Source organism: Halarchaeum nitratireducens (assembly GCF_017874695.1).
Classification (GTDB): Archaea; Halobacteriota; Halobacteria; order Halobacteriales; family Halobacteriaceae; genus Halarchaeum; species Halarchaeum nitratireducens.
Genome location: NZ_JAGIKY010000005.1, coordinates 36,883 through 55,323, shown reverse-complemented (window position 1 = coordinate 55,323; position 18,441 = coordinate 36,883). Strand labels below are relative to the sequence as shown.

The following is an 18,441-nucleotide window of genomic DNA, read 5'->3' as shown; positions in this document are numbered from 1 at the left end:
ATGGCCACTGGCGGGGGGATCCGTCGGGGTTTCGACGGCACCCGCGGTGGCGAACCCGGGGTCAAGTGCCCGCCGCGTCTCCCACGCCGTCCCACCGGCGAGTCGGGGGCACTCGGTGGTGTTCCGGCTGTCAACTCTCCGCCCCGTCGGGGGGTGTGCTGTCGGGGGTGAGGGCGTCGTAGGCGCTCGCGACTGTCCAGCCCGCGAGGAACCCGTCGATCGCGGCCCACCCGATCCCGACCGCGATACCGCTGGTCGTCTCGTCGAATCCGACGTAGACGTCCGAGAGGAGCGAGCGCCATCGTTCCCCCCATCCGAGACGGGCCAACACCCCCACGAGGCCGACGTAGCCGGCCCAGACGAGCGCGATTGCGCCGCCGAGTGCGACGCGATCGATCGGTGAGTCGTCCGTCATAGGGAGTTGTTTTTGTTCAGTTAACAAATTATTTCCCCCGGTTCCAACCTGCTGAGAACCCGTTCCCCTCCCCTTCCAGTCAGTGACAGAGTCGCACTGCCGGCGTCGGGAGCGGCGGACGGACGGTGAGCACGACGTCGGCACCGCGGGCGGACAGCGTGTACGCGCGACGACGGCCGCTGGTACGATAGGTGCGAGAGCACTGAATGAGACGAGAGCGAGCGGTCGTTTCGATGGAGTGCGGCCATTACTCGCTCGCGAGCGACCCGAATCGAGCGCTCACGGCGGGCGCGACGGCGTGTCGGCAGACGACGAGCAAGAGGTTCGCGGCGGCGAGTGCGACGCCGCCCGCGACGAGCGCGTCGCCCGCACGGCTGAGGGGTGCGGGGAGCGCGACGCCGCCCGTGACGAGGACGAGGAGCGCCGTGCCGGCGAGGAGGAGCGCGAAGTCGACGTGGGCGACGCGCGCGACGTAGAGGTCGTCGATGGTCGGCACGGCCTCGAAGCCGAGGCGGTCGCTGTAGCGGTGCACCCAGACGATGAACGGGACGACGTGGTAGAGCGTGCCGAGGACGACGAAGCCGACGACGCCGAGGACGAGCAGGGAGAACGACCCCGGCGCGCCGACGGCGGCGTCGTAGGCGAGCGGGCGGGCGAGCCAGACGGGGAGCGTCCACGCCGCCCACGCGCCCATCGCGACCGGGAGGACGGCGTATCGGCGGAGCATCGGCCCCCACGAGACGGTGGCGTCCGCGAGGCGACGCGCGAGCACGACGGCGACGGCGAGCACGCCACCGACGACGAGCAGGCCGCCGAGGCGGGCGAGCGGTGCGATCCCGACGAGGCGCCCCATCGCGAGCAGGGCGACGCCGAGCGGGTAGACGGTCTCTTCGAGGCGCTGGAGGCGCCGGTCGAACGCGTCGAGGTCCGACTGGGCGAACATCGGGACGAGCTGGTAGAGCGCGCCGAACACGGTGCAGAGGACGGCGCCGAAGAGCGCGAGCGCGACGTGCGAACCCCGGAGCGCCACGCGGCTCACGGGGAGGAAATCGGGACGAGTGAAGCCGGCGGCGAGCGAGACGCCGAGCGCGGAGACGGCGAGGAAGGACGCGAGCGCGTACGCGAAGTGGCGTTCGGTGACGTCGAACGGGCGGGCGCGGGCGAGCGTCCGTGCGATGTTGTAGACGAAGATCCAGAACCCGAGGAGCATCGCCGCCGCGAACGCCGGGAGGGGCGCGAACGCGCCGGCGAGGAGCGCGGCCGCGAAGCCCGCGAGACCGCCCGCGAGCAGGGCGAGCTGGACGCCGGCGAGACGCGTCGAGTGGAGGCGGACGCCCGACCAGACCGGGACGAACTGCGTCATCGCGCCGGCGATGGTGAGGCAGACCCAGCCGACGAGCACGAGGTGGACGTGCGCGAGGCCGGCGGCGGGCGCGAACAGCGTATCACCGCGCAGCAGGCCGACGAGTACCGCGACGCAGAGCGCGCCGAGCGCGACGACGAAGTGGCCGAGCGGCAGCCGCATCGGCGGTTGGACGTCGGTGTCGACGTCGGGGTTCCCGGGGAGCATGCGCACGTCTTCGAGCGCCCGGCACCTACGCGCCGTCCCGAACGTGTTCGGGAAAACGCCTCTCGGCGCGGCGCGCCGAATAAGAACCGATGACCGCTACTGCCGCTCGGGTCCGCCGCGTCGCTCGCAACCGCCTCCCCGTCGCCGTCGGCGTCGTCGCGTTCGCGGCCGCCTGCGTGTTCGCGGACCTCGACGCCGGTGTCGTCGGGGGGACGATCGTGTTCTTCACCGCGAAGACCGTGGAGAGCCTCACGATGGCTCGCGGACCGTGAGCGCTCCCGGCACGCTGGAACGAGCGCTAGCCACTTAGGGCCCGCACGCAAACCGAGCGATATGCCGCGCGCCGAACTCACCGTCACCGTTCCCGAGGGCATCTGGATCGGCGACGTCTCGCGTCGATTCGCCGCGGACACGTTCCGCGTGCTCACCGCGTTCGCGGACGAGGAGACGGGCGTCGGCCTCCTCGAACTCGACGAGGGCGGCGACCCGGACGCGATCCGCGACGCGATGACCGCCCACGAGACGATCCGAGGCGTGACGACGCTCTACGACGGCGACGAGGACGTGTTGTTGCAGTTCGAGACCGCGGATCCGGTGCTCTTGCTCCCGCTCCGGGAGTCCGGCGTCCCCCTCGAATTCCCCTTCGAGATACGGGACGGCGCGGCGACGTGGACGCTACGTGCACCGAGCGAGCGCCTCGGCGCGCTCCGCGATCAGTTCAGCGCGTTCGGCATCGACTTCACGCTCGAACGCATCGGCGACGAGCGATACGAGCGCGACGCCCCGCTCACCGAGCGCCAGCGCGACGTCCTCGCGACCGCGGTCGCCGTCGGCTACTACGAGACGCCGCGCGACGCGACGCTCACCGACGTCGCCGACGAGCTGGGGATCGCGAAATCGACGTGCAGCGAGACGCTCCACCGCGCGGAAGCGGCGGTGATCACCGAGTTCGCGGAGCGCGCCGACCTGCTCGCGGACTGAGCGCGCCGTCGAGAGCGGGGCGCGTCGCCCCGAGACGGGCCGGCTCTCCGTCAGAGCGCATCGAGGAAGTCGAACTGGGCGTTCAGCTCCTTGCGACGCTGGCGTTTCACCACGGTGCCGTCGAAGACCGGACCGACGATCTTCGCGGCGAGCGCGTACTCGGTCGTCGCCTCGACGTGGGTGCCGTCCGCCGTTTCCTCGACCGTGTAGACGGTCTCCATCTCGCGGAAGATGCCGTCGCGCTGGTGGTACGCGAGCGCGGCGTCCGCGCGATCCTCGACGACGAGGTCGAGTTCGATTTCGAACAGGCCGACGTGGTTGGCGATCCGGAGGGCGTCCCCCTCGACGTCCACCTCGTCGAACCCGGCGGCCAACATGAACGACTCGACGTCGGAGATGGCGTCGCGGACTCGCTCGGGCGACGCCGAGACGTCATGGGCGACGGTCACAGTCTCCATATGCGATCGTTTCGGTGGCTCGATAAAGAGCCCGTCGGCCCCCGCCCCACCGCACGCCCGGCGAGCGGCGGGGCGAAGACTCCCGCTCTGACGCACGCCGACGGGGATACCGGCCACGACGCGAGTCACGGACCGGCCCGCCCGCGCCAGACGCTCGTTTTAATAACTACATACCAATATTTGGCAATAGACGGCATTTCGACGGCGTGTCGTAACAGTCGAATTAATAACTCTGCGGATCCTTCGATGAGCTAATGACGAATCGGTCGCACCCCCCGGACGGCGACCACGGTCACGCCCACAGCGACGACCACGGTCACGATCACGACCACGATCGGTCGGGCGCACCCGCGACCGATCTCGGTTCGGAGACGACGCTCCAACTGTCGGTGCCGGAGATGGACTGCGCGTCGTGTGCAAGAACGGTCCGAAACAGCGTGCAGTCGCTCGGCGCCGTGGAGACGGTGGACCCGCAGGTGACGACGGGGACGCTCACGGTCACCTACGACCCGGACGGTGCGACCCCGGCGGACGTCGCCGAACGCGTCGAGAGCGCCGGCTATACCGTCGCGTCCGGCGTCGAGGAGACGACGGAGACGTTCGGCGTGCCGGAGATGGACTGCGCGTCGTGTGCGGGAAAGGTCGAGAACGCCCTCGACGCCGTCGACGGCGTCGTCACGTACCAGACGCGGCCGACGACGGGAACGGTGACCGTCACCTACGACCAATCCCGCGTCACGACCGACGAGGTCACGCGGGCCGTCGAGAACGCCGGCTACGAGGTCGCCGACGCCACGGCGTCGGGCGACTCGGGCGGGCCCGACGTCGCGGAAGCGCAGAGCGTCTGGCGGAGCGCGCGCGCGAAGAAGACGCTACTCAGCGGCGGGATCGCCGCGCTCGGCCTCCTCGTCGAGTTCCCCCTCAATGGCCTGAACGCGCGCGTCCTCACGGGGCCGATCACGATCACGCTCGCGGACGCGCTCTTCTTGCTCGCGGTCGCGGTCGGCGGTCAGGAGATCGTCCGGAACGGCTACTACTCGCTGCGGAACCGGAACCTCGACATCGATCTCCTGATGACCATCGCCATCTCGGGGGCGATCGTCGTGAGCCTCGTCTTCGGCGAAGGCCTCTACATGGAGGCCGCGACGCTCGCCGTCCTCTTCAGCGTCGCCGAGCTCTTAGAGCGCTACTCGATGGACAAGGCCCGGAACTCCCTCCGAGAGCTGATGGACCTCTCGCCGGACGAGGCGACCGTCAAACGCGACGGCGAGGCGATCACCGTACCCGTCGAGGACGTGCGCGTCGGTGACGTCGTCGTCGTCACGCCCGGCGAGAAGATCCCGATGGACGGCGCGGTCACGGCCGGCGAGAGCGCGGTCAATCAGGCGCCCATCACGGGCGAATCCGTCCCCGTCGACAAGACGACGGGCGACGAGGTGTACGCCGGGACGATCAACGAGGAGGGATACCTCGAAGTGCGGGTCACCTCGGCGGCGGGCGACGACACGCTCTCGCGGATCGTCGAGATGGTCGAGGACGCCCAGGCGAACAAGACCGAGCGCGAGCAGTTCGTCGAGCGCTTCGCCGGCTACTACACGCCCGTCGTCGTCGCGTTCGCCGTGCTCGTCACGCTCGGAACCCCGTTCGCGCTCGGCGTCGCGTGGGAGCAGTCCATCGTCTACGGCCTGACGCTCCTCGTGCTCGCCTGCCCCTGTGCGTTCGTCATCTCCACGCCCGTCTCCGTGGTGTCGGGCATCACGAGCGCCGCGAAGAACGGCGTCCTGATCAAGGGCGGGAACCACCTCGAAGCGATGGGCGCGGTCGACGCCATCGCCGTCGATAAGACCGGGACGCTCACGAAGGGCGAACTCACCGTCACCGACGTGATCGCGCTCAACGGGAACACCGAGGCGGACGTCCTGCGGTGCGCGCGCGGCCTCGAATCCCGCTCGGAACACCCGATCGGCGAGGCCATCGTCGAGCACGCCGCCGACCGGGACGTCGGGACGCGATCGGTCGCCGACTTCGAGAGCATCACCGGGAAGGGCGTGCGCGCGGACCTCGGCGGCGAGGCGCATTACGCCGGGAAGCCCGCGTTCTTCCAAGACCTCGGTTTCGACCTCTCGCACGTCCACGCCGTCACCGATGGGGGCGTCGTGACGCGGACGTCCCGGCGGCTCTGTGAGCGAAACGACTGTCTCGACCTCCTCGACGACACCATTCCCGCCCTCCAATCGGAGGGGAAGACGGTCGTCCTCGTCGGGACCGAGGACGAGCTCGAGGGTCTCATCGCCGTCGCGGACGACGTGCGCCCCGAGGCGGCGCGCGCCGTGGCGCGCCTCCACGACCTCGGCGTCGAGCACGTCGCGATGCTCACCGGGGACAACGAACGCACCGCGCGCGCCATCGCCGAGACGGTCGGCGTGGACGACTTCCGCGCCGAGCTCCTCCCCGACGAGAAGGTCGCGGCCATCCGCGAACTCGACGAGGCCTACGGGAGCGTGGCGATGGTCGGCGACGGGGTGAACGACGCCCCCGCGCTCGCCACCGCCACGGTCGGCGTCGCGATGGGCGCCGCGGGTACCGACACCGCCCTCGAAACCGCGGACATCGCGCTGATGAGCGACGACCTCTCGCGGCTCCCCTACCTCTACGAGCTCTCGCACGGCGCGAACGGCGTCATCCGGCAGAACATCTGGGTGAGCCTCGGCGCGAAGGCCGCCCTCGCGCTCGCCGTCCCGTTCGGCCTCGTCCCGATCTGGGCGGCCGTCCTCGTCGGCGACGCCGGCATGACGCTCGGCGTCACCGGGAACGCGATGCGTCTCTCCCGTCTCACCCCCACGAGCGAGGACTGAGCATCGAGCGCCCACCGGGCGCAAACGCGAAGTCCGCCGGCGCCCCGAGAGTGGGCTCGACTGACACTACAAGCGGCCGGCGCACGCGGACCGTTCAACCCCATGCTGGCACTTATTCGGCTCGGCGTCCGTAGTAGCTGGTAAGACCCAGTAATGAGTGAGCAACCGTCCCCGATCCGCATCCTCCACGTGGATGACGAACCGGGGTTTGCGGATTTAGTTGCGACCTATCTCCAGCGAGAGGACGACCGGTTCGAAGTCGAGTTAGCGGCGAACGCCGGCGACGGCCTCGATCGACTCGCGGACGCCGAGTTCGACTGTATCGTCTCCGACCACGACATGCCGGGACAGAACGGGATCGAGTTCCTCGAAGCCGTCCGCGACGACCATCCCGACCTGCCGTTCATCCTGTTCACCGGGAAGGGAAGCGAGGAGGTGGCCAGCGAGGCGATTTCCGCCGGCGTCACGGACTACCTCCAGAAGGGGGGTGGCACCCACCAGTACACCGTCCTGGCGAACCGGATTCGAAACGTCGTCGAGAAGTGGCACACGGAACGGGAGGCCGAGCGAATCAGGACTCGCCTCGAGGCGATCACCGCGAACTCGAACGACGCCATCCTCACCATCGACGCCGAGGGCACCATCCAGTTCGTGAATCGAGCCGCGGAGGAGATGTTCGGCTACGAGCGGGACTCCCTCGTCGGTGAGCCGCTGACCACGCTCGTCCCACCGCGTCACCGTGAGGCCCACCTCGACGCCATGGAGCGGTATCTGGAAACCGGTGAGCGGACGATCGATTGGAAAGCGGTCGAGTTCCCCGGTCGGCATCGAGACGGGCACGAGATCCCGCTCTCGGTCTCGTTCAACGAGTTCGAGGAGGACGACGAGCGCCGGTTCGTCGGCGTGCTTCGGGACATCTCGGATCGGGTTCGCATGGAGGAGGACCTCCGCGAGCGCGAACGGCGCTTCCGACAGATGGCCGAGAACCTCCAGGAGATCGTCTGGATGACCGACCCCGAGAAAGAAGAACTGATCTACGTGAATCGCGCCTACGAGGAGATCTGGGGGCGATCGGCCGAAGGGCTGTACGAGAGCCCGCGGTCGTTTCTCGACGCCGTCCACCCCGACGACCGCGACCGTATCGAGGACGCACTCGATGCGCAAGCGACCGGCACCTACGAGGAGGAGTATCGGGTCAGGCGCCCGGACGGGGAGGTCCGCTGGGTCAACGATCGAGCCGTCCCGATCGAGAACGACGCGGGGGAGGTCTATCGGATCGTCGGTATCACGTCGGACATCACCGACCGGAAGGAACGCGAACAGGAGTACGACCGCCTCCTCGACCTGCTCGACCACACCGAGCAGATCGCCGACGTCGGCGGCTGGGAAATCGACCCCGAAACGGAAGACGTGTTCTGGTCCGACCACCTCTTCGAGATGCTGGGATGGGACGACGACGAGGAGCCCCCGCTGGGGGAAGCCCTCGACGTCTACGTCGAGGACGATCGAGCGCGCGTCGAGAACGCCGTCCGGGACGCCATCGAGGCGGGGGATTCGGTCGACGTCGAGGCGCGGTTTCAGCGACGTGACGGGGGCGTCCGTCGGTTCAGGATTCGCGGCGAACCGACGCTGGACGGCGGCGAGGTCGTGGCGCTTCGGGGTGCCGTCCAAGACATCACCGAGCAAAAGCACCGCGAACAGGAGCTTCGTGACGAACAGCAGTTCGTTCAGAGCATCTATAACGCGCTCCCCGACCCCCTCTACGCGTTCGACACGAACGGCGATCCGATTCGGTGGAACGTGCGACTGGAGGAGATCACCGGCTACACCGGCGACGACATCCGCGGGATGTCCGTGACCGACTTCGTACCCGCGGACGAAGCGGAGACGGTGGCGGAGAAGTTCCAGCGGGTGCTCGAAGACGAGGCGTCGGTCACGTTCGAATCCGCGATCCGGACGAGGGACGGTGAGCGACTCCCCTACGAGTTCACCGGCGGGCCGCTGAAGGACGCGAACGGCGAGCTCGTCGGCGTGACCGGAATCGGCCGGGACATCCAAGCGCGAAAAGAGCGCGAGCGGGAGCTCCAAGAGCGAAACGAGCGGCTCAACGAGTTCGCCAGCATCGTCAGCCACGACCTCCAAACGCCGCTGAACGTCGTCGAGGGGCGCGTGGAACTGGCCCGCGAGGAGTGCGATAGCGAGCACCTCGACCAGATCGATACCGCGCTCGACCGGATGACCCGCATCCTCGAGGACGTGCTCTGGTTGGCGCGCGAGGGCCGCGACATCGGTTCGACGGAGCCCGTGGCGCTTCGGAGCGCCGTCGAGTCGGCGTGGAACCTCGTCTCGGAGTCCGCGGACGGCGCCGAGCTACGATACGCGGACGACGAGGGCGGACTGCGGACGATCCGAGCCGATTCCGATCGGCTGTCCCAGCTCCTCGAGAACCTGCTCGGCAACGCGGTCGAACACGGCGGCGACGACGTGACCATTACCGTCGGCGGACTCGACGACGGTTTCTACGTCGAAGACGACGGCCCGGGCATTCCGACGGAGAAGCGCGAGCGGTTGTTCGAGATGGGGTACTCGACGAGCGAAGGGGGGACCGGCTTCGGGATGAGCATCGTCAAACAGGTGGCCGACGCCCACGGCTGGGACGTTCGCGTGACCGATGGCTCCGAGAGCGGAGCGCGATTCGAGATTACCGGCGTCGAGTTCAGCTAAGTGGGAGGGCGGAGCCGTCGACGGAATCGGTGCGAGTCGGGTATCGGACGGCTATGCCGTCCACGTCGTCACCAGCCAGTCGGAACGCCCGTGCGTAACCGCTCGGGTCCCGGAGTTTCTCCGCGCGAGCGGAGGGGAGTCTGTAACGATCAGGGTCGAGACTTCGCCGTTGGTGTCGGGCCTTCGAGTGAGTCGATCTCTCACCACAGACCGGCCACATGTGAATGCATATACTTAGTTAAATATGGCGTTGGAAAGTACAAACCGATACCAGATTAAACATCATACTGAAGCGACTCTATGGCCTTTCAATACCCCTCGTCAAAATCACTGAATATCGATAGTCGATAATTTATACTTCGATGGGAACATTCAGATGCGACGCCAATTTCCGGGGCGACCGGTCCGCAGTCGGAACGCGCCCGTTCCCGTGATGACGGGACACCGCGTGCGTCGACTAGCGACCGCCGCGCTCTCGGGGGCCCTTAGCTCGGCGTCTCGGCAGTCCCGCCAGACGACGCGTCCCGATCGCGCAGGGGGCGATCCGTTCGACTCGCGTTTCCAGCACGCCCAAGTGCCGCGAGGAGAGTGATCACCACGATGCCCTCCAGACGCCGCCTGCTGCACGCGGCGGGCGCGGCGACGGCCGCCGCGTTCGCCGGGTGCGCGAGCACGCCCGCCGAGCGGACCTACGCGCTCTCGATCCAGCGGATCGATCAGTCCCCCGTCGAGCACGCGCTCTACGAACCCGACGCGGACTCGCTCTTCGGCGACCCGGAGCGAACCGCGCTCGCCGACGTCCTGCCGGACGGGAGACACACGACGTACGGCTATCGCCCGCTCCCGCGCGATGCGTACGTCGAACGCGACGGCACCTACTATCAGACGAAGTACGTCGTCACCGGTCGCGAACGGGTGGATCGACCGCTCGTCCGCGCCACGCCCGTCCCGAGAGAGGACGTGCCGGACGATGCCGTGGTCGTCGATGCGCTCGATCGACCGAGTGCGCGCGTCGTCAAGATCCTCCACACGCACGAACAGAGCGGCAGTACCTCGGACCTCCTCCGCGGCGATGCGTACGTCCCGCGACGGCCCGCGGAACTGGAGAGCCGCCTCGTCGACGGTGACCTCGACGGGCGCGTCGTGACGATGACCCCGGACGGATCCTGGGCGTATCGACTCGACGTCACGCGGACGCGGATCCTCGAAACGCGCTATACGGCCTTCGCCGTCGAGGTCGCGGACTCGCGCGCGAGCTTTCGGGACGTCGTCTTCGGCGCCCGCATCGACGCCGAGCTCTCCCCGAGCGACCTCTCGTCGGACGCACGTCAGCTCCTCGAACGAACCATCAGGACGGAGACCAGCGATGCCACCGAACCGCTCCCGGACGCGTTCGAGGCGCTGTTGACGGCGCTCGGTCTCGAACGCGAGTCCGAAAACGGCCGACTGCTCTGGTACGACGGCGGGCTCTTCCGCTACGGCCTCTACGTCGATCGACCGTCGTGAGCGCCGTCGCTCGCCCCGTCCGTCGGTTTCGATCACGCGCGACACCCTCGACGCTGGACGCACAGCGCGAGGCCGGAGAGCCTGCGGATCGACGGCGCACAGCATCCGGGGACTGAGCGCGGCCGACGGTTCCCCGCTCGTCCGTGTCTACCGGTGTGCGGGCCACGCGGCGAGCGCGTGCACTGCGCTACGAGCGCCCCGACCGAGAGTCTTCCTCACCGAAGGAGAGCGTTCGGTCGCTGGCGAACAGTCCGAAGAGGGCGAACAGCGCGTAGAGTGCGGGCTCGTTCGTCCACACGCCGAGCACGCCGAGCACGCCGAGCGCGCCGAGACGGTTCACCGGGATCTCCATGTGCGAGGCTCGTCGGTCTCGTCTGAAAAGCCCACTGCTCGTTCCGAGCCGTCGGGAACGACCGGTCTCACGCTCGGCAGTCGGGTGCCCCGCTCGACGACGATGCGGACGGCCGCGAGCGTGCGGTCGTCGTACCCCCGAGGGCGGACCACGGTCGAGGGCGCGACCGCCGCCGTCCGCACCGCTGATCGCGCCGCATCACGCTAGCGGCGAACGGGGTCGTCGAGGCGCGACGCGCGCACTTCCGGAACTGATCGGCGTGAGCCCGTGCCGAGTCCGATGTCGAACGGGCGACGGAGCGGGGGCGGGCCGAGCGAGTCGCGGGTCACGCCCCTACCGCCTCGATGACCGCTCGACACGCGGCCGGAGCGTTCCGGGCTCGTGCGGCCGCGGCGACGTAGCGGCGAACGGGGTCGTCGAGGCGCGACGCGCGCACGTCGCCGCTGTGTCGGGCGAGCGATTCGTCGGCGAGCGAGACGGCCATCGCGGCGTCCGCGAGCGCCGGCCGGACGAGCGCCGGACGCGGGCTCTCGTCGAGGGCGCGTCGAATCGCGCGCAGTGCGCGGGCACGCCGTTCGCGGACCTCGGACGCGTCGGCGATTCGATAGGCGTCCGCGCCGTCCTCCGCCAGTCGGGTGCGGACCTGGTCGTACGCTTCGAAGTTCGAGATGGCGGCGACGGCGGCGACGACGGCCCGAGCTGGACCGTCCGGCTCGCTGACTCGTTGCACGCTCGACTCCGCGTCGTCCCGGAGCCGATAGCGCAATCGCCCCCCGAGTCCGTCGCCGGACTCGGTCGGTTCGGGCGGGAGTTCCGCACGCCGGTCTCGGAGTCGCGTCGCCAGCGTTTCGGCCGCCGCGGCGAGCGTGTCCTCGACGTCGGGCGCGTCGCCCGAGAGGGAGTCCGTGTACTGGTCGTGCAGATAGCGGGTGTCGTCGGCGAGCGCACGCGCTGTTTCGGCGTGTTCGCCCCACGCGGCGACGGTCAACAGCGGACTCGATTCGTTGACGTGGAGTGTCGAGTCGTCGAGCGCGACGTCGAGGTTCCGTTCGAGACGGGCGTAGACGAGCGCCGCACGGATCGGGTCGTCGCCGCGGTACGCGAGCGTCGACCGGAGCGCGCGAGCGTCGTCGACCGCGCGGCGACGTGCCGACCGCAGTGCCGAGACGCGTCGGTTCTCTGCGACGTACGCCCAGCCGGCGGCGGCGTATCGGGCCCGCTCCCGGGCCCGCGAGAGCGCTTGGAGGGCCGAGAGCCGCGTCCGTGCCGAACGCGCGCGTTGGCTGGACGTCGACGCGTCGTCGGCGGCGCGAAGGAGGCGCTCGCGGATCACGCCGTTCGGGATTCGCTCCCGGTCGAGGGGCGTGGGAACGCGCTGGAGGAGGGCGCTCACACGGCGCAGTCGTTCGTCGAGCAGGGACTGCTCGATCGGGACGGGGACGGACTCGACGACGATCGGGTCGGACTCGCCGTCCTCGGTCACGTCGCGGAGGTGGTACATCGAGACGGTCGTCTCGGAGCCGTCGCGTGAGCCGTCGAGACCGCTACAGCCGGCGAGCGCGCTCGCACCGACCGCCGCGAGGAACCCCCGTCGCGTCGGGGTGGACTGCTCGGTCATTCTCGGGCCCCTCCCTCCCCGTCGCTCGTCGCGTTCGTCGACGTATCGCCCTTACTGGTCGCTTCGGCGCGAGCCACGCGCGAGTCGCACGTCCCGCTCCCGATGCTCGATCCGAAGGCGTTGACCGCATCGGCGTCGAGCGAGACCGGGAGTCGGATCAGCCGGGACTCGAACACCGAGCGATCGGCCTCGCACCGTTCGTCGTACGGCCGCAGCAGGCGGGCGTACTCCGTCTCGATCTCCTCGGGCCCCCAGGAGACCGAGCAGAGCCGAAGGCGGTAGCACTCCCCGACCAGCGCCGTCTCCAAGAAGAGCGTCTCCCGATCGAAGTCCGTCCCCGAGACGAACGCGGAGACCGCCGCCCCGTCGTCGGCGGTGAGCCCCGTCGCCTCCGACGCCGAGTTGAGGACGGCGTGTTCCGCCCTGAACGAGAGCGAGTCGCGGTCGAGCGAAGCCGACTGCTCCCGCTCGAAACCGGGCGGGCGGATCGGTGGGACCGCCGACTCGGTCCGGCGCAACACCATCGGCGGATCCGTCGCGGTGTCGGCCATATCGCCGCTCGATCGCTCCCCCTCGGAGGCCGAGCCCGAGGTCCGTGCGGATCCCGCAGTCAATTCGTTGCAGCCGGCCAATCCGCCGAGAGCGGCGGCGGCTACGTGGAGGACGCGTCGCCGTGTACGAGGTACCATCGGGGACTACTCGATGGTGTGCAAACCGACGACTAAAGCGTTTGTGTCTGTGGCGAACGAGCCCACGGTGGGGGCCGCCCCTCGGTGTCAGCACGCCCGTCGTTCTGTGTGGACGGAACCGCGACATCGAGGAAGTCGGACGGGTGGGTCACGCTTCCGGTCGAGAAGCCCGTCTTCGGCGGTTACGGTCGTACGGCCTCACCGTCCACCGTGGACACCGAATCCCGACCGATCCGAGACGGTTTCGAGTCACTCCGACGCATCGCACGCATCGTCGCCTGGCCGGTCTGGAACCTCGACACCGGACGCGTCCGCGCGCCGATCCGGGCCCTGCTCCCGCTCGTCGTGACGTTCCTCGGGTTCGCGCTCGTCCAGTCGCTCGCGCAACGCCGGTTCGACGGCCCGACCGGGATCGTCGCCACCGCGCTCGGCTTCGCGCTCGTCCTCGCGGTCGTCGTCCCCGCCAGTGCGCGACTGCTCGACCGGCGGCCCGTGCGCGATTACGGCCTGTCGTTCGATCGCGAGTGGTGGCGGTCGTTCGCGGCCGGCGCGCTCGCTGCCACCGTCGTCAACGCGGGGACGCTGCTCGTCTCCCTCGCCGCCGGCTGGGTGCGCGTCAGCGGGTTCGCCGTGAACTCCGGCGACGCGCTTTCCTTCCCGACCGCCGCACTCGTCGTGTTCACCTATATCGTGATCGTCAACGGAGCCTTCGAGGAGTTCGCCTTCCGCGGTGCGATGTTGACGAACCTCGCGGAGGGCGCGGGCGGCTACCTCCCGCGGCGAGCCGCGGTCGGCGTCGCGGTCGTCTGTAGCTCGCTCGTCTTCGCGTACATGCACAGCGGGAAGGTCGCGCACGTCGGCCAGTACGGCTACTATCTCGTCGCCGGCCTCGTCCTCGGCGGCGCGTACGTCGTGACCGGCGAGCTGGCGCTCTCCATCGGCTTTCACGCGTTCTACGACTTCACGATGAGCGTGGTGTTCGGCCTCGGGGTCTCCCAGCAGACGCCCGAGCTCGTCCACCTCGCCCGCTCCGGGCGCTCGTTCTGGATCGGAGAGACCGGAGTCCTACAGGTCGTCTTCGCCGTCGTGGGCGGGCTGTTACTGGTGGGGTACGCACGCGTGCGTGACGGCCGACTGCGCGTCGACGAACGACTCGCTCGGTGGCGGTCAAGTGACGCGACGACGGGAGAGTGAGCCGCGAGCGGGTGGCGGAGGACGGCCGCTGACGCGCCAGCGCGTAGTCGTCGATCGGCCGCACCGGACGAGAGCGCCGACAGCTCGGCCGACCCGGGGAGGGTTACAACAGTATCCGTGTAAACCACTGTCGCGTACCCGCGGCTCCGCGTGACACTGACGGGAGACGGACGTGTAGTAATAGGCCTCGCTCAAACGCCGGTTGTACCGTCGGTCGGCGAGACGGCGCTCGGGACGCACCGCGTGATCAGAGACCGGGACGGTCGCACGCCGCTCGACGGTCTCTCTCCGAACGGACAGCGGAGTGTTGCCCCGTCAGCCGGGGTCGTCGCGTCCCGGTCCGTCCCGACCGTCACGTCTCGCCTCACTCGGGGGCGGTCGAGCGTCCAGTCGAGGTCGGTTCGGCCCGTGGTTCCGCGAGGTCGAGCGTGTACGTCACGTCGACGGGACCGGTCCCGGTGGGCGTCGTCTGGTCGGTGTAATCCACGGCGAAGACGTACGCTCCCCGGTCGAGTCGTGCCGTGAGGGACGTCTCCGTGACCGCAGCGCGGCTATACGACTCGGCGATCGGGACGTCGCGATCCCCGCGTTCGTAGCGGTCGTAGGCGTCGCGCTCGAAGACGAGGCAGTCGATCGGCGTGTCGCCGGCGACGGACGCCTCGTAGTGGAGGACGTCGCCGCTCGCCTCCGGCGAGTTCGTGAGCGCGAACGCCTGGAAGTCACCCGGTTCGAGCGTCGTCGCTCCGCCGCTGTCGGCGTGGAACGACCGAAACGCCCGGTCCGGGTCGTCGGGGTAGTCGTCGCCGCGATCCGGCACGCCGTCGCCGTCCCGATCGGACGCTGTCGTCGTCGTCGTGGTCGATCGGCTGGTCACGTCGTCGAGACAGCCGCCGAGCGTGACCGCGGCGAGACTCCCGAGGAGGGCGCGGCGCGAGCGATTCACGCCCGGATCTGGGCCGCAGGGCGTGATAAGTATTGTTCGACGCGCACAGCGTCCCGAACTGACCTGCGATCGGTCGGCTTCGAGCACCGGGGAACGGCGGAACGAGCGCGAACGCGAACGACCCGCTCTCTTTCCCGCGTTCGCGCCGGCCCACCCGCGCCCGCTGCGCTCGCCACTGCCTGCGAAGACGGGAACCGGTGGCGTCCTCGCGCGGTGAGCGACGGGACCTCCGCTTCTGTGGGGACGATGAGGGCGGGGCGGATCGGATGGGATCGAATCGGGTCGGTCCCGTCGAAGGTCCGACGAGCGAGCCGAACGCGGCGTCGCGGGCGACGAGCGACGGGCGGGAGCGTCACTGATCGGAGACGAGCGCGTAGAGGACGGCGCAGAGGCCGAGGACCGTGACGACGCCGCGCGCGAGCAACACGACGCCGGCACCGACCCCGAGGGAGGCGAGGACGGCGACCGCGACGAAGACGCCGGTCGTCAGGAGGGCGATGCCGACGGCGAGGGACCGCATCCGCGGCTGGTCGTTACGCCGGTAGCCCCGGTCGGCGAGGAGCGCGACGAAGAGGCCGACCACCGCGGTCACGGCGAGCGCGAGCCACGCGACGGCGTCCGGCGTCAGCAGTCCCGTAGCGACGGCGAGCGCGACGCGTTCGGTCACCGCCGTATACCCCCGTAGATCGCCCAGAGAATCGCGGCGAGCCCGAGGAGCTGGCAGCCGCTCGTGAGGATCACGCGCCGGCTCGTCTCGACCGCCGCGAGCGTCGGCAGTCCGATCCGGAGGAGCTCCGGGACGGCCGTCAGGAGGAGGAGGCCGACGGCGAGTGCAAGCAGTTCGACGTGCCGCGACCCGCGCCGATATCCGCGGATCAGCCTCGCGGCGATGGCGAGCGCGAGGACGATCGAGAGCAGCGAGAGGGCGAGCACGGCGAGCGCGATCGCGGGCTCGGCACCGGTGGCGCGAAGCTGGAGGAGCGCGACGGACATCTCAGGACAACCCCTCGAAGAGATCCGTGAACCGATCCGAGGGATCCGTCCCGGTTCGAGTGATCGACACGACGTACTCGCCGTCCTCGAAGCGGACCGACACCTCTTCGACGGTGGTCCGATAGCGCTTGTAGTGGTGGCCGTCGGGGTCGAGGACCTGCTCTTCGGTGACGAGATCGACCGCGGCCAGTCGGTTGAGACGCCGATAGGCGGTCGGATCGGACATTTCGCAGGCCGTACAGAGCTCGGAGACGGACATCGGTTCGGTGGTGAGTTCGGCGAGGATGGCCCGCGCGTACTCGTCGTCGAGCAGCGCGAGGAGTTCGTCGGCATCCTCGTCCATACGTCGCGTGTGCGGGGTGGGAAGTATAAGGCTCACCGTACGCTTCTCGCTCAGAAGACGAGGACACGGAGGTGAGACCCACACACCGGTCCGTTCGCGGCGATCGACCGACCGGACGAGGAGGGCGGTGAAAACGCGGTCGCGACGGCTTCAGCGATCGGGTCGGTGTCCGCGTTCGGAAACCGGGGGCCGTGGGGCGGCCCGGGCTAGCCGATCGTGGCGAGCGACTCGTGCGAGCGGTCGCGTTTCGGCGATCGTCTGATCGACGGGGAGAACGACGATCGATCTGTCTTTCTCGGTGTGTTATAGCGTTAGAGATAGGTTTGGCGCACTCCGGTTTCGACGCGTGACGCGTCGGGGTCCGAGACCGCGCCCGTGGGGTGCCAATAGCGCGTTTCGCGCGTTGTGATCGCGGGTTTGTCGGCGGCGACGGGGTCCGAGGAGTCGTCGTCGATCCCCCGTAGATCGGCCTCGGTAATGGCGGCGATCCGCCTACGTACGTCGATCTATTCGGTTTCACGGACTGTGTTTACAATCTATACGTGAATAGTTGGCGTCGCTGAGCCCCCGTCACACCGACCGCGCGTCGCGTCCACCCTCACCACGCAGCCCGGAGCACCGCCGTCAGCGCGTCGTCAGAGACGTCGATCCCCGCGGGGACGTTCTCGGTCAGATCGTCCGCCGCGGTCGTCGCCGCGATCGCCGGGAGGTCCGCCTCCGCGACGTCATCGAGGTCGCGGAGTCGCGTCGGGAGGTCGAGGCCATCGCGGACGGCAGTCACGGCCTCGACGACGCCCGCGGCGGGGTCCGCGTCCGACGGGACGGCGAGCGCGTCCGCGAGCAGGTCCCGCCGGCAGTCGCCGCGCTCGAAGAGGGAGTCGAGGACGTGCGGGGCGACGATCGCGTGCGCCGCGCCCTGCTGGACCGCCGAGTGCGTGGTCAGGCCGTGGCCGAACGCGTGGATCAGCGCGAGCGTCGTCGCGTCCGGGCGCGCGATCCCGTACTGGACGAGGATCGTCCCCCGCACCGCCGCGCCGTACGCCGGGTCGTCGCCGCCGAGGGTGGGGAGCGACTCGCGCAGGACGCGGAGGCCGCGCGCCGCCGTCCCGTCCGTCACGGGCGTCGCCGTCCGCGCGTACAGCGACTCGACGCCCTTATCGAAGCCGTTCATCGCGGACGCGCGGAGGACGTCGCTCGGCGTCGTCGCCACGAGGTCGGGGTCGTAGACCGCCGCGTCGGGCATGAGCGCCGGTGCAGAGACCCCGCCCGCGACGGCCTCGTCGACGTGCCCGTTCGCCGGCGTCGCCATCAGACCGCCGACGAGCGAGAGATCCGCGCCCGCGAGCGTCGTCGGCACCACGACGAACGGCGGGAGGTCGTCCGGAACCGGGAGCGCGCCCGTCTCCGCGAACGACGCGACCGCGGCGTCGCGTTCGTCGTGAGCGACGAGCGCCCGGATCGCCCTCGCCACGTCGAGGCTCGATCCCCCGCCGAGCGCGACGACGCCGTCCGCGTCGAGCGCCTCGTACCGCTCGGCGCCGGCGAGTGCCGTGTCGAGTCGCTTCTCCGACGTCGTCTCCGCGAACACGTCCGCCGAGCGCCCGCCCGCCCCGTCCGTCACCGGGTCGATCACGGCCGGCGTCGTCCCGGTCGTCGTTCCCGCGACGACGAGCGCGCGCTCGACGCCGCACGCGGCGAGCTCCGCGCCCAAGTGGGCTATCTCGCCCGCGCCGTATCGGATCGCCGCCGGTCGATAGTCGAATCGGAACGCCGCGCTCTCCGCGCTCGTGTTCATACACG

Annotated in this window: 17 protein-coding genes; 6 read left to right on the top strand and 11 right to left on the bottom strand. The window is 69.5% G+C overall.

Going from position 1 to position 18,441, the window contains the following annotated elements; all coding sequences use genetic code 11:
- Positions 1-130 precede the first annotated feature (130 nt).
- Entirely contained in the window at positions 131-415 is a 285-nt protein-coding gene (locus J2754_RS06550) for a hypothetical protein (protein ID WP_188879211.1), read from the bottom strand.
- A 247-nt stretch (positions 416-662) separates the two neighbouring features.
- The gene (locus J2754_RS06545) at positions 663-1,985 is read right to left on the bottom strand and encodes a hypothetical protein (protein ID WP_188879325.1); all 1,323 of its coding nucleotides are present in this window, start codon (positions 1,983-1,985) and stop codon (positions 663-665) included.
- A gap of 89 nt (positions 1,986-2,074) precedes the next feature.
- On the opposite strand from J2754_RS06545, the gene J2754_RS06540 reads away from it, so the two are divergent.
- Together J2754_RS06540 and J2754_RS06535 are read left to right on the top strand one after the other, a co-directional pair.
- Positions 2,075-2,257 carry a hypothetical protein gene (locus J2754_RS06540; protein WP_188879210.1) on the top strand — a complete coding sequence of 61 codons (183 nt, stop codon included), beginning with the start codon at positions 2,075-2,077 and terminating at the stop codon, positions 2,255-2,257.
- Between the two features lie 61 nt (positions 2,258-2,318).
- A complete protein-coding gene (locus tag J2754_RS06535) occupies positions 2,319-2,966 on the top strand; it encodes a helix-turn-helix domain-containing protein (RefSeq protein WP_188879209.1) in 648 nt (215 codons plus the stop codon).
- A 50-nt stretch (positions 2,967-3,016) separates the two neighbouring features.
- On the opposite strand, the gene J2754_RS06530 is transcribed toward J2754_RS06535, so the two are convergent.
- A complete protein-coding gene (locus tag J2754_RS06530; RefSeq protein ID WP_211086981.1) occupies positions 3,017-3,424 on the bottom strand; it encodes an SRPBCC family protein in 408 nt (135 codons plus the stop codon).
- 254 nt (positions 3,425-3,678) lie between these two features.
- Here J2754_RS06530 and J2754_RS06525 point away from each other — a divergent pair, with 254 nt between their 5' ends.
- From J2754_RS06525 to J2754_RS06515, 3 genes are all read left to right on the top strand, one after another.
- Positions 3,679-6,279: a heavy metal translocating P-type ATPase gene (locus J2754_RS06525; RefSeq protein WP_281063865.1), complete on the top strand. Its 2,601-nt coding sequence runs from the start codon at positions 3,679-3,681 to the stop codon at positions 6,277-6,279.
- A 153-nt stretch (positions 6,280-6,432) separates the two neighbouring features.
- Complete coding sequence (locus J2754_RS06520) at positions 6,433-9,003, top strand: PAS domain S-box protein (RefSeq protein WP_211086980.1); 2,571 nt, start codon at positions 6,433-6,435, stop codon at positions 9,001-9,003.
- Positions 9,004-9,603: 600 nt separating this feature from the next.
- Positions 9,604-10,509: a hypothetical protein gene (locus J2754_RS06515; RefSeq protein WP_211086979.1), complete on the top strand. Its 906-nt coding sequence runs from the start codon at positions 9,604-9,606 to the stop codon at positions 10,507-10,509.
- Positions 10,510-10,696: 187 nt separating this feature from the next.
- Here J2754_RS06515 and J2754_RS06510 read toward each other — a convergent pair whose 3' ends face one another.
- From J2754_RS06510 to J2754_RS06500, 3 genes are all read right to left on the bottom strand, one after another.
- On the bottom strand, positions 10,697-10,861 hold the full coding sequence (locus tag J2754_RS06510; RefSeq protein WP_188879204.1) for a hypothetical protein: 165 nt from the start codon (positions 10,859-10,861) through the stop codon (positions 10,697-10,699).
- 325 nt (positions 10,862-11,186) lie between these two features.
- Positions 11,187-12,479, bottom strand: coding sequence for a hypothetical protein (locus tag J2754_RS06505; protein ID WP_211086978.1), 1,293 nt, complete (start codon positions 12,477-12,479; stop codon positions 11,187-11,189).
- Positions 12,476-13,030 carry a hypothetical protein gene (locus J2754_RS06500; RefSeq protein ID WP_211086977.1) on the bottom strand — a complete coding sequence of 185 codons (555 nt, stop codon included), beginning with the start codon at positions 13,028-13,030 and terminating at the stop codon, positions 12,476-12,478. The genes J2754_RS06505 and J2754_RS06500 overlap by 4 nt, the downstream gene beginning before the upstream one ends.
- 348 nt (positions 13,031-13,378) lie before the next feature.
- On the opposite strand from J2754_RS06500, the gene J2754_RS06495 reads away from it, so the two are divergent.
- Positions 13,379-14,362: a CPBP family intramembrane glutamic endopeptidase gene (locus J2754_RS06495; protein ID WP_342590109.1), complete on the top strand. Its 984-nt coding sequence runs from the start codon at positions 13,379-13,381 to the stop codon at positions 14,360-14,362.
- A 364-nt stretch (positions 14,363-14,726) separates the two neighbouring features.
- Here the strand turns inward: J2754_RS06495 and J2754_RS06490 are convergent, their stop codons facing one another.
- The 5 genes from J2754_RS06490 to J2754_RS06470 all read right to left on the bottom strand — a co-directional run bounded on the left by J2754_RS06490 (position 14,727) and on the right by J2754_RS06470 (position 18,436).
- Positions 14,727-15,305, bottom strand: coding sequence for a hypothetical protein (locus J2754_RS06490; protein WP_211086976.1), 579 nt, complete (start codon positions 15,303-15,305; stop codon positions 14,727-14,729).
- Positions 15,306-15,657: 352 nt separating this feature from the next.
- Entirely contained in the window at positions 15,658-15,972 is a 315-nt protein-coding gene (locus tag J2754_RS06485; RefSeq protein ID WP_342590108.1) for a DUF7521 family protein, read from the bottom strand.
- Positions 15,969-16,298, bottom strand: coding sequence for a hypothetical protein (locus J2754_RS06480; protein WP_211086975.1), 330 nt, complete (start codon positions 16,296-16,298; stop codon positions 15,969-15,971). Before J2754_RS06480 ends, J2754_RS06485 begins: the two co-directional genes overlap by 4 nt.
- A gap of 1 nt (position 16,299) precedes the next feature.
- Positions 16,300-16,641 (bottom strand): ArsR/SmtB family transcription factor, encoded by a 342-nt coding sequence (locus tag J2754_RS06475; protein WP_211086974.1) that lies wholly within the window; start codon positions 16,639-16,641, stop codon positions 16,300-16,302.
- A gap of 598 nt (positions 16,642-17,239) precedes the next feature.
- Positions 17,240-18,436, bottom strand: coding sequence for an iron-containing alcohol dehydrogenase (locus J2754_RS06470; protein ID WP_211086973.1), 1,197 nt, complete (start codon positions 18,434-18,436; stop codon positions 17,240-17,242).
- Between the last annotated feature and the right edge of the window lie 5 nt (positions 18,437-18,441).

Coding starts and splice junctions, on each gene's coding strand:
- J2754_RS06540 (WP_188879210.1), top strand. CDS start 2,075: ATGACCGCTACTGCCGCTCGGGTCCGCCGCGTCGCTCGCAACCGCCTC.
- J2754_RS06520 (WP_211086980.1), top strand. CDS start 6,433: ATGAGTGAGCAACCGTCCCCGATCCGCATCCTCCACGTGGATGACGAA.
- J2754_RS06545 (WP_188879325.1), bottom strand. CDS start 1,985: ATGCTCCCCGGGAACCCCGACGTCGACACCGACGTCCAACCGCCGATG.
- J2754_RS06535 (WP_188879209.1), top strand. CDS start 2,319: ATGCCGCGCGCCGAACTCACCGTCACCGTTCCCGAGGGCATCTGGATC.
- J2754_RS06515 (WP_211086979.1), top strand. CDS start 9,604: ATGCCCTCCAGACGCCGCCTGCTGCACGCGGCGGGCGCGGCGACGGCC.
- J2754_RS06505 (WP_211086978.1), bottom strand. CDS start 12,479: ATGACCGAGCAGTCCACCCCGACGCGACGGGGGTTCCTCGCGGCGGTC.
- J2754_RS06500 (WP_211086977.1), bottom strand. CDS start 13,030: ATGGCCGACACCGCGACGGATCCGCCGATGGTGTTGCGCCGGACCGAG.
- J2754_RS06550 (WP_188879211.1), bottom strand. CDS start 415: ATGACGGACGACTCACCGATCGATCGCGTCGCACTCGGCGGCGCAATC.
- J2754_RS06530 (WP_211086981.1), bottom strand. CDS start 3,424: ATGGAGACTGTGACCGTCGCCCATGACGTCTCGGCGTCGCCCGAGCGA.
- J2754_RS06470 (WP_211086973.1), bottom strand. CDS start 18,436: ATGAACACGAGCGCGGAGAGCGCGGCGTTCCGATTCGACTATCGACCG.
- J2754_RS06525 (WP_281063865.1), top strand. CDS start 3,679: ATGACGAATCGGTCGCACCCCCCGGACGGCGACCACGGTCACGCCCAC.
- J2754_RS06475 (WP_211086974.1), bottom strand. CDS start 16,641: ATGGACGAGGATGCCGACGAACTCCTCGCGCTGCTCGACGACGAGTAC.
- J2754_RS06480 (WP_211086975.1), bottom strand. CDS start 16,298: ATGTCCGTCGCGCTCCTCCAGCTTCGCGCCACCGGTGCCGAGCCCGCG.
- J2754_RS06510 (WP_188879204.1), bottom strand. CDS start 10,861: ATGGAGATCCCGGTGAACCGTCTCGGCGCGCTCGGCGTGCTCGGCGTG.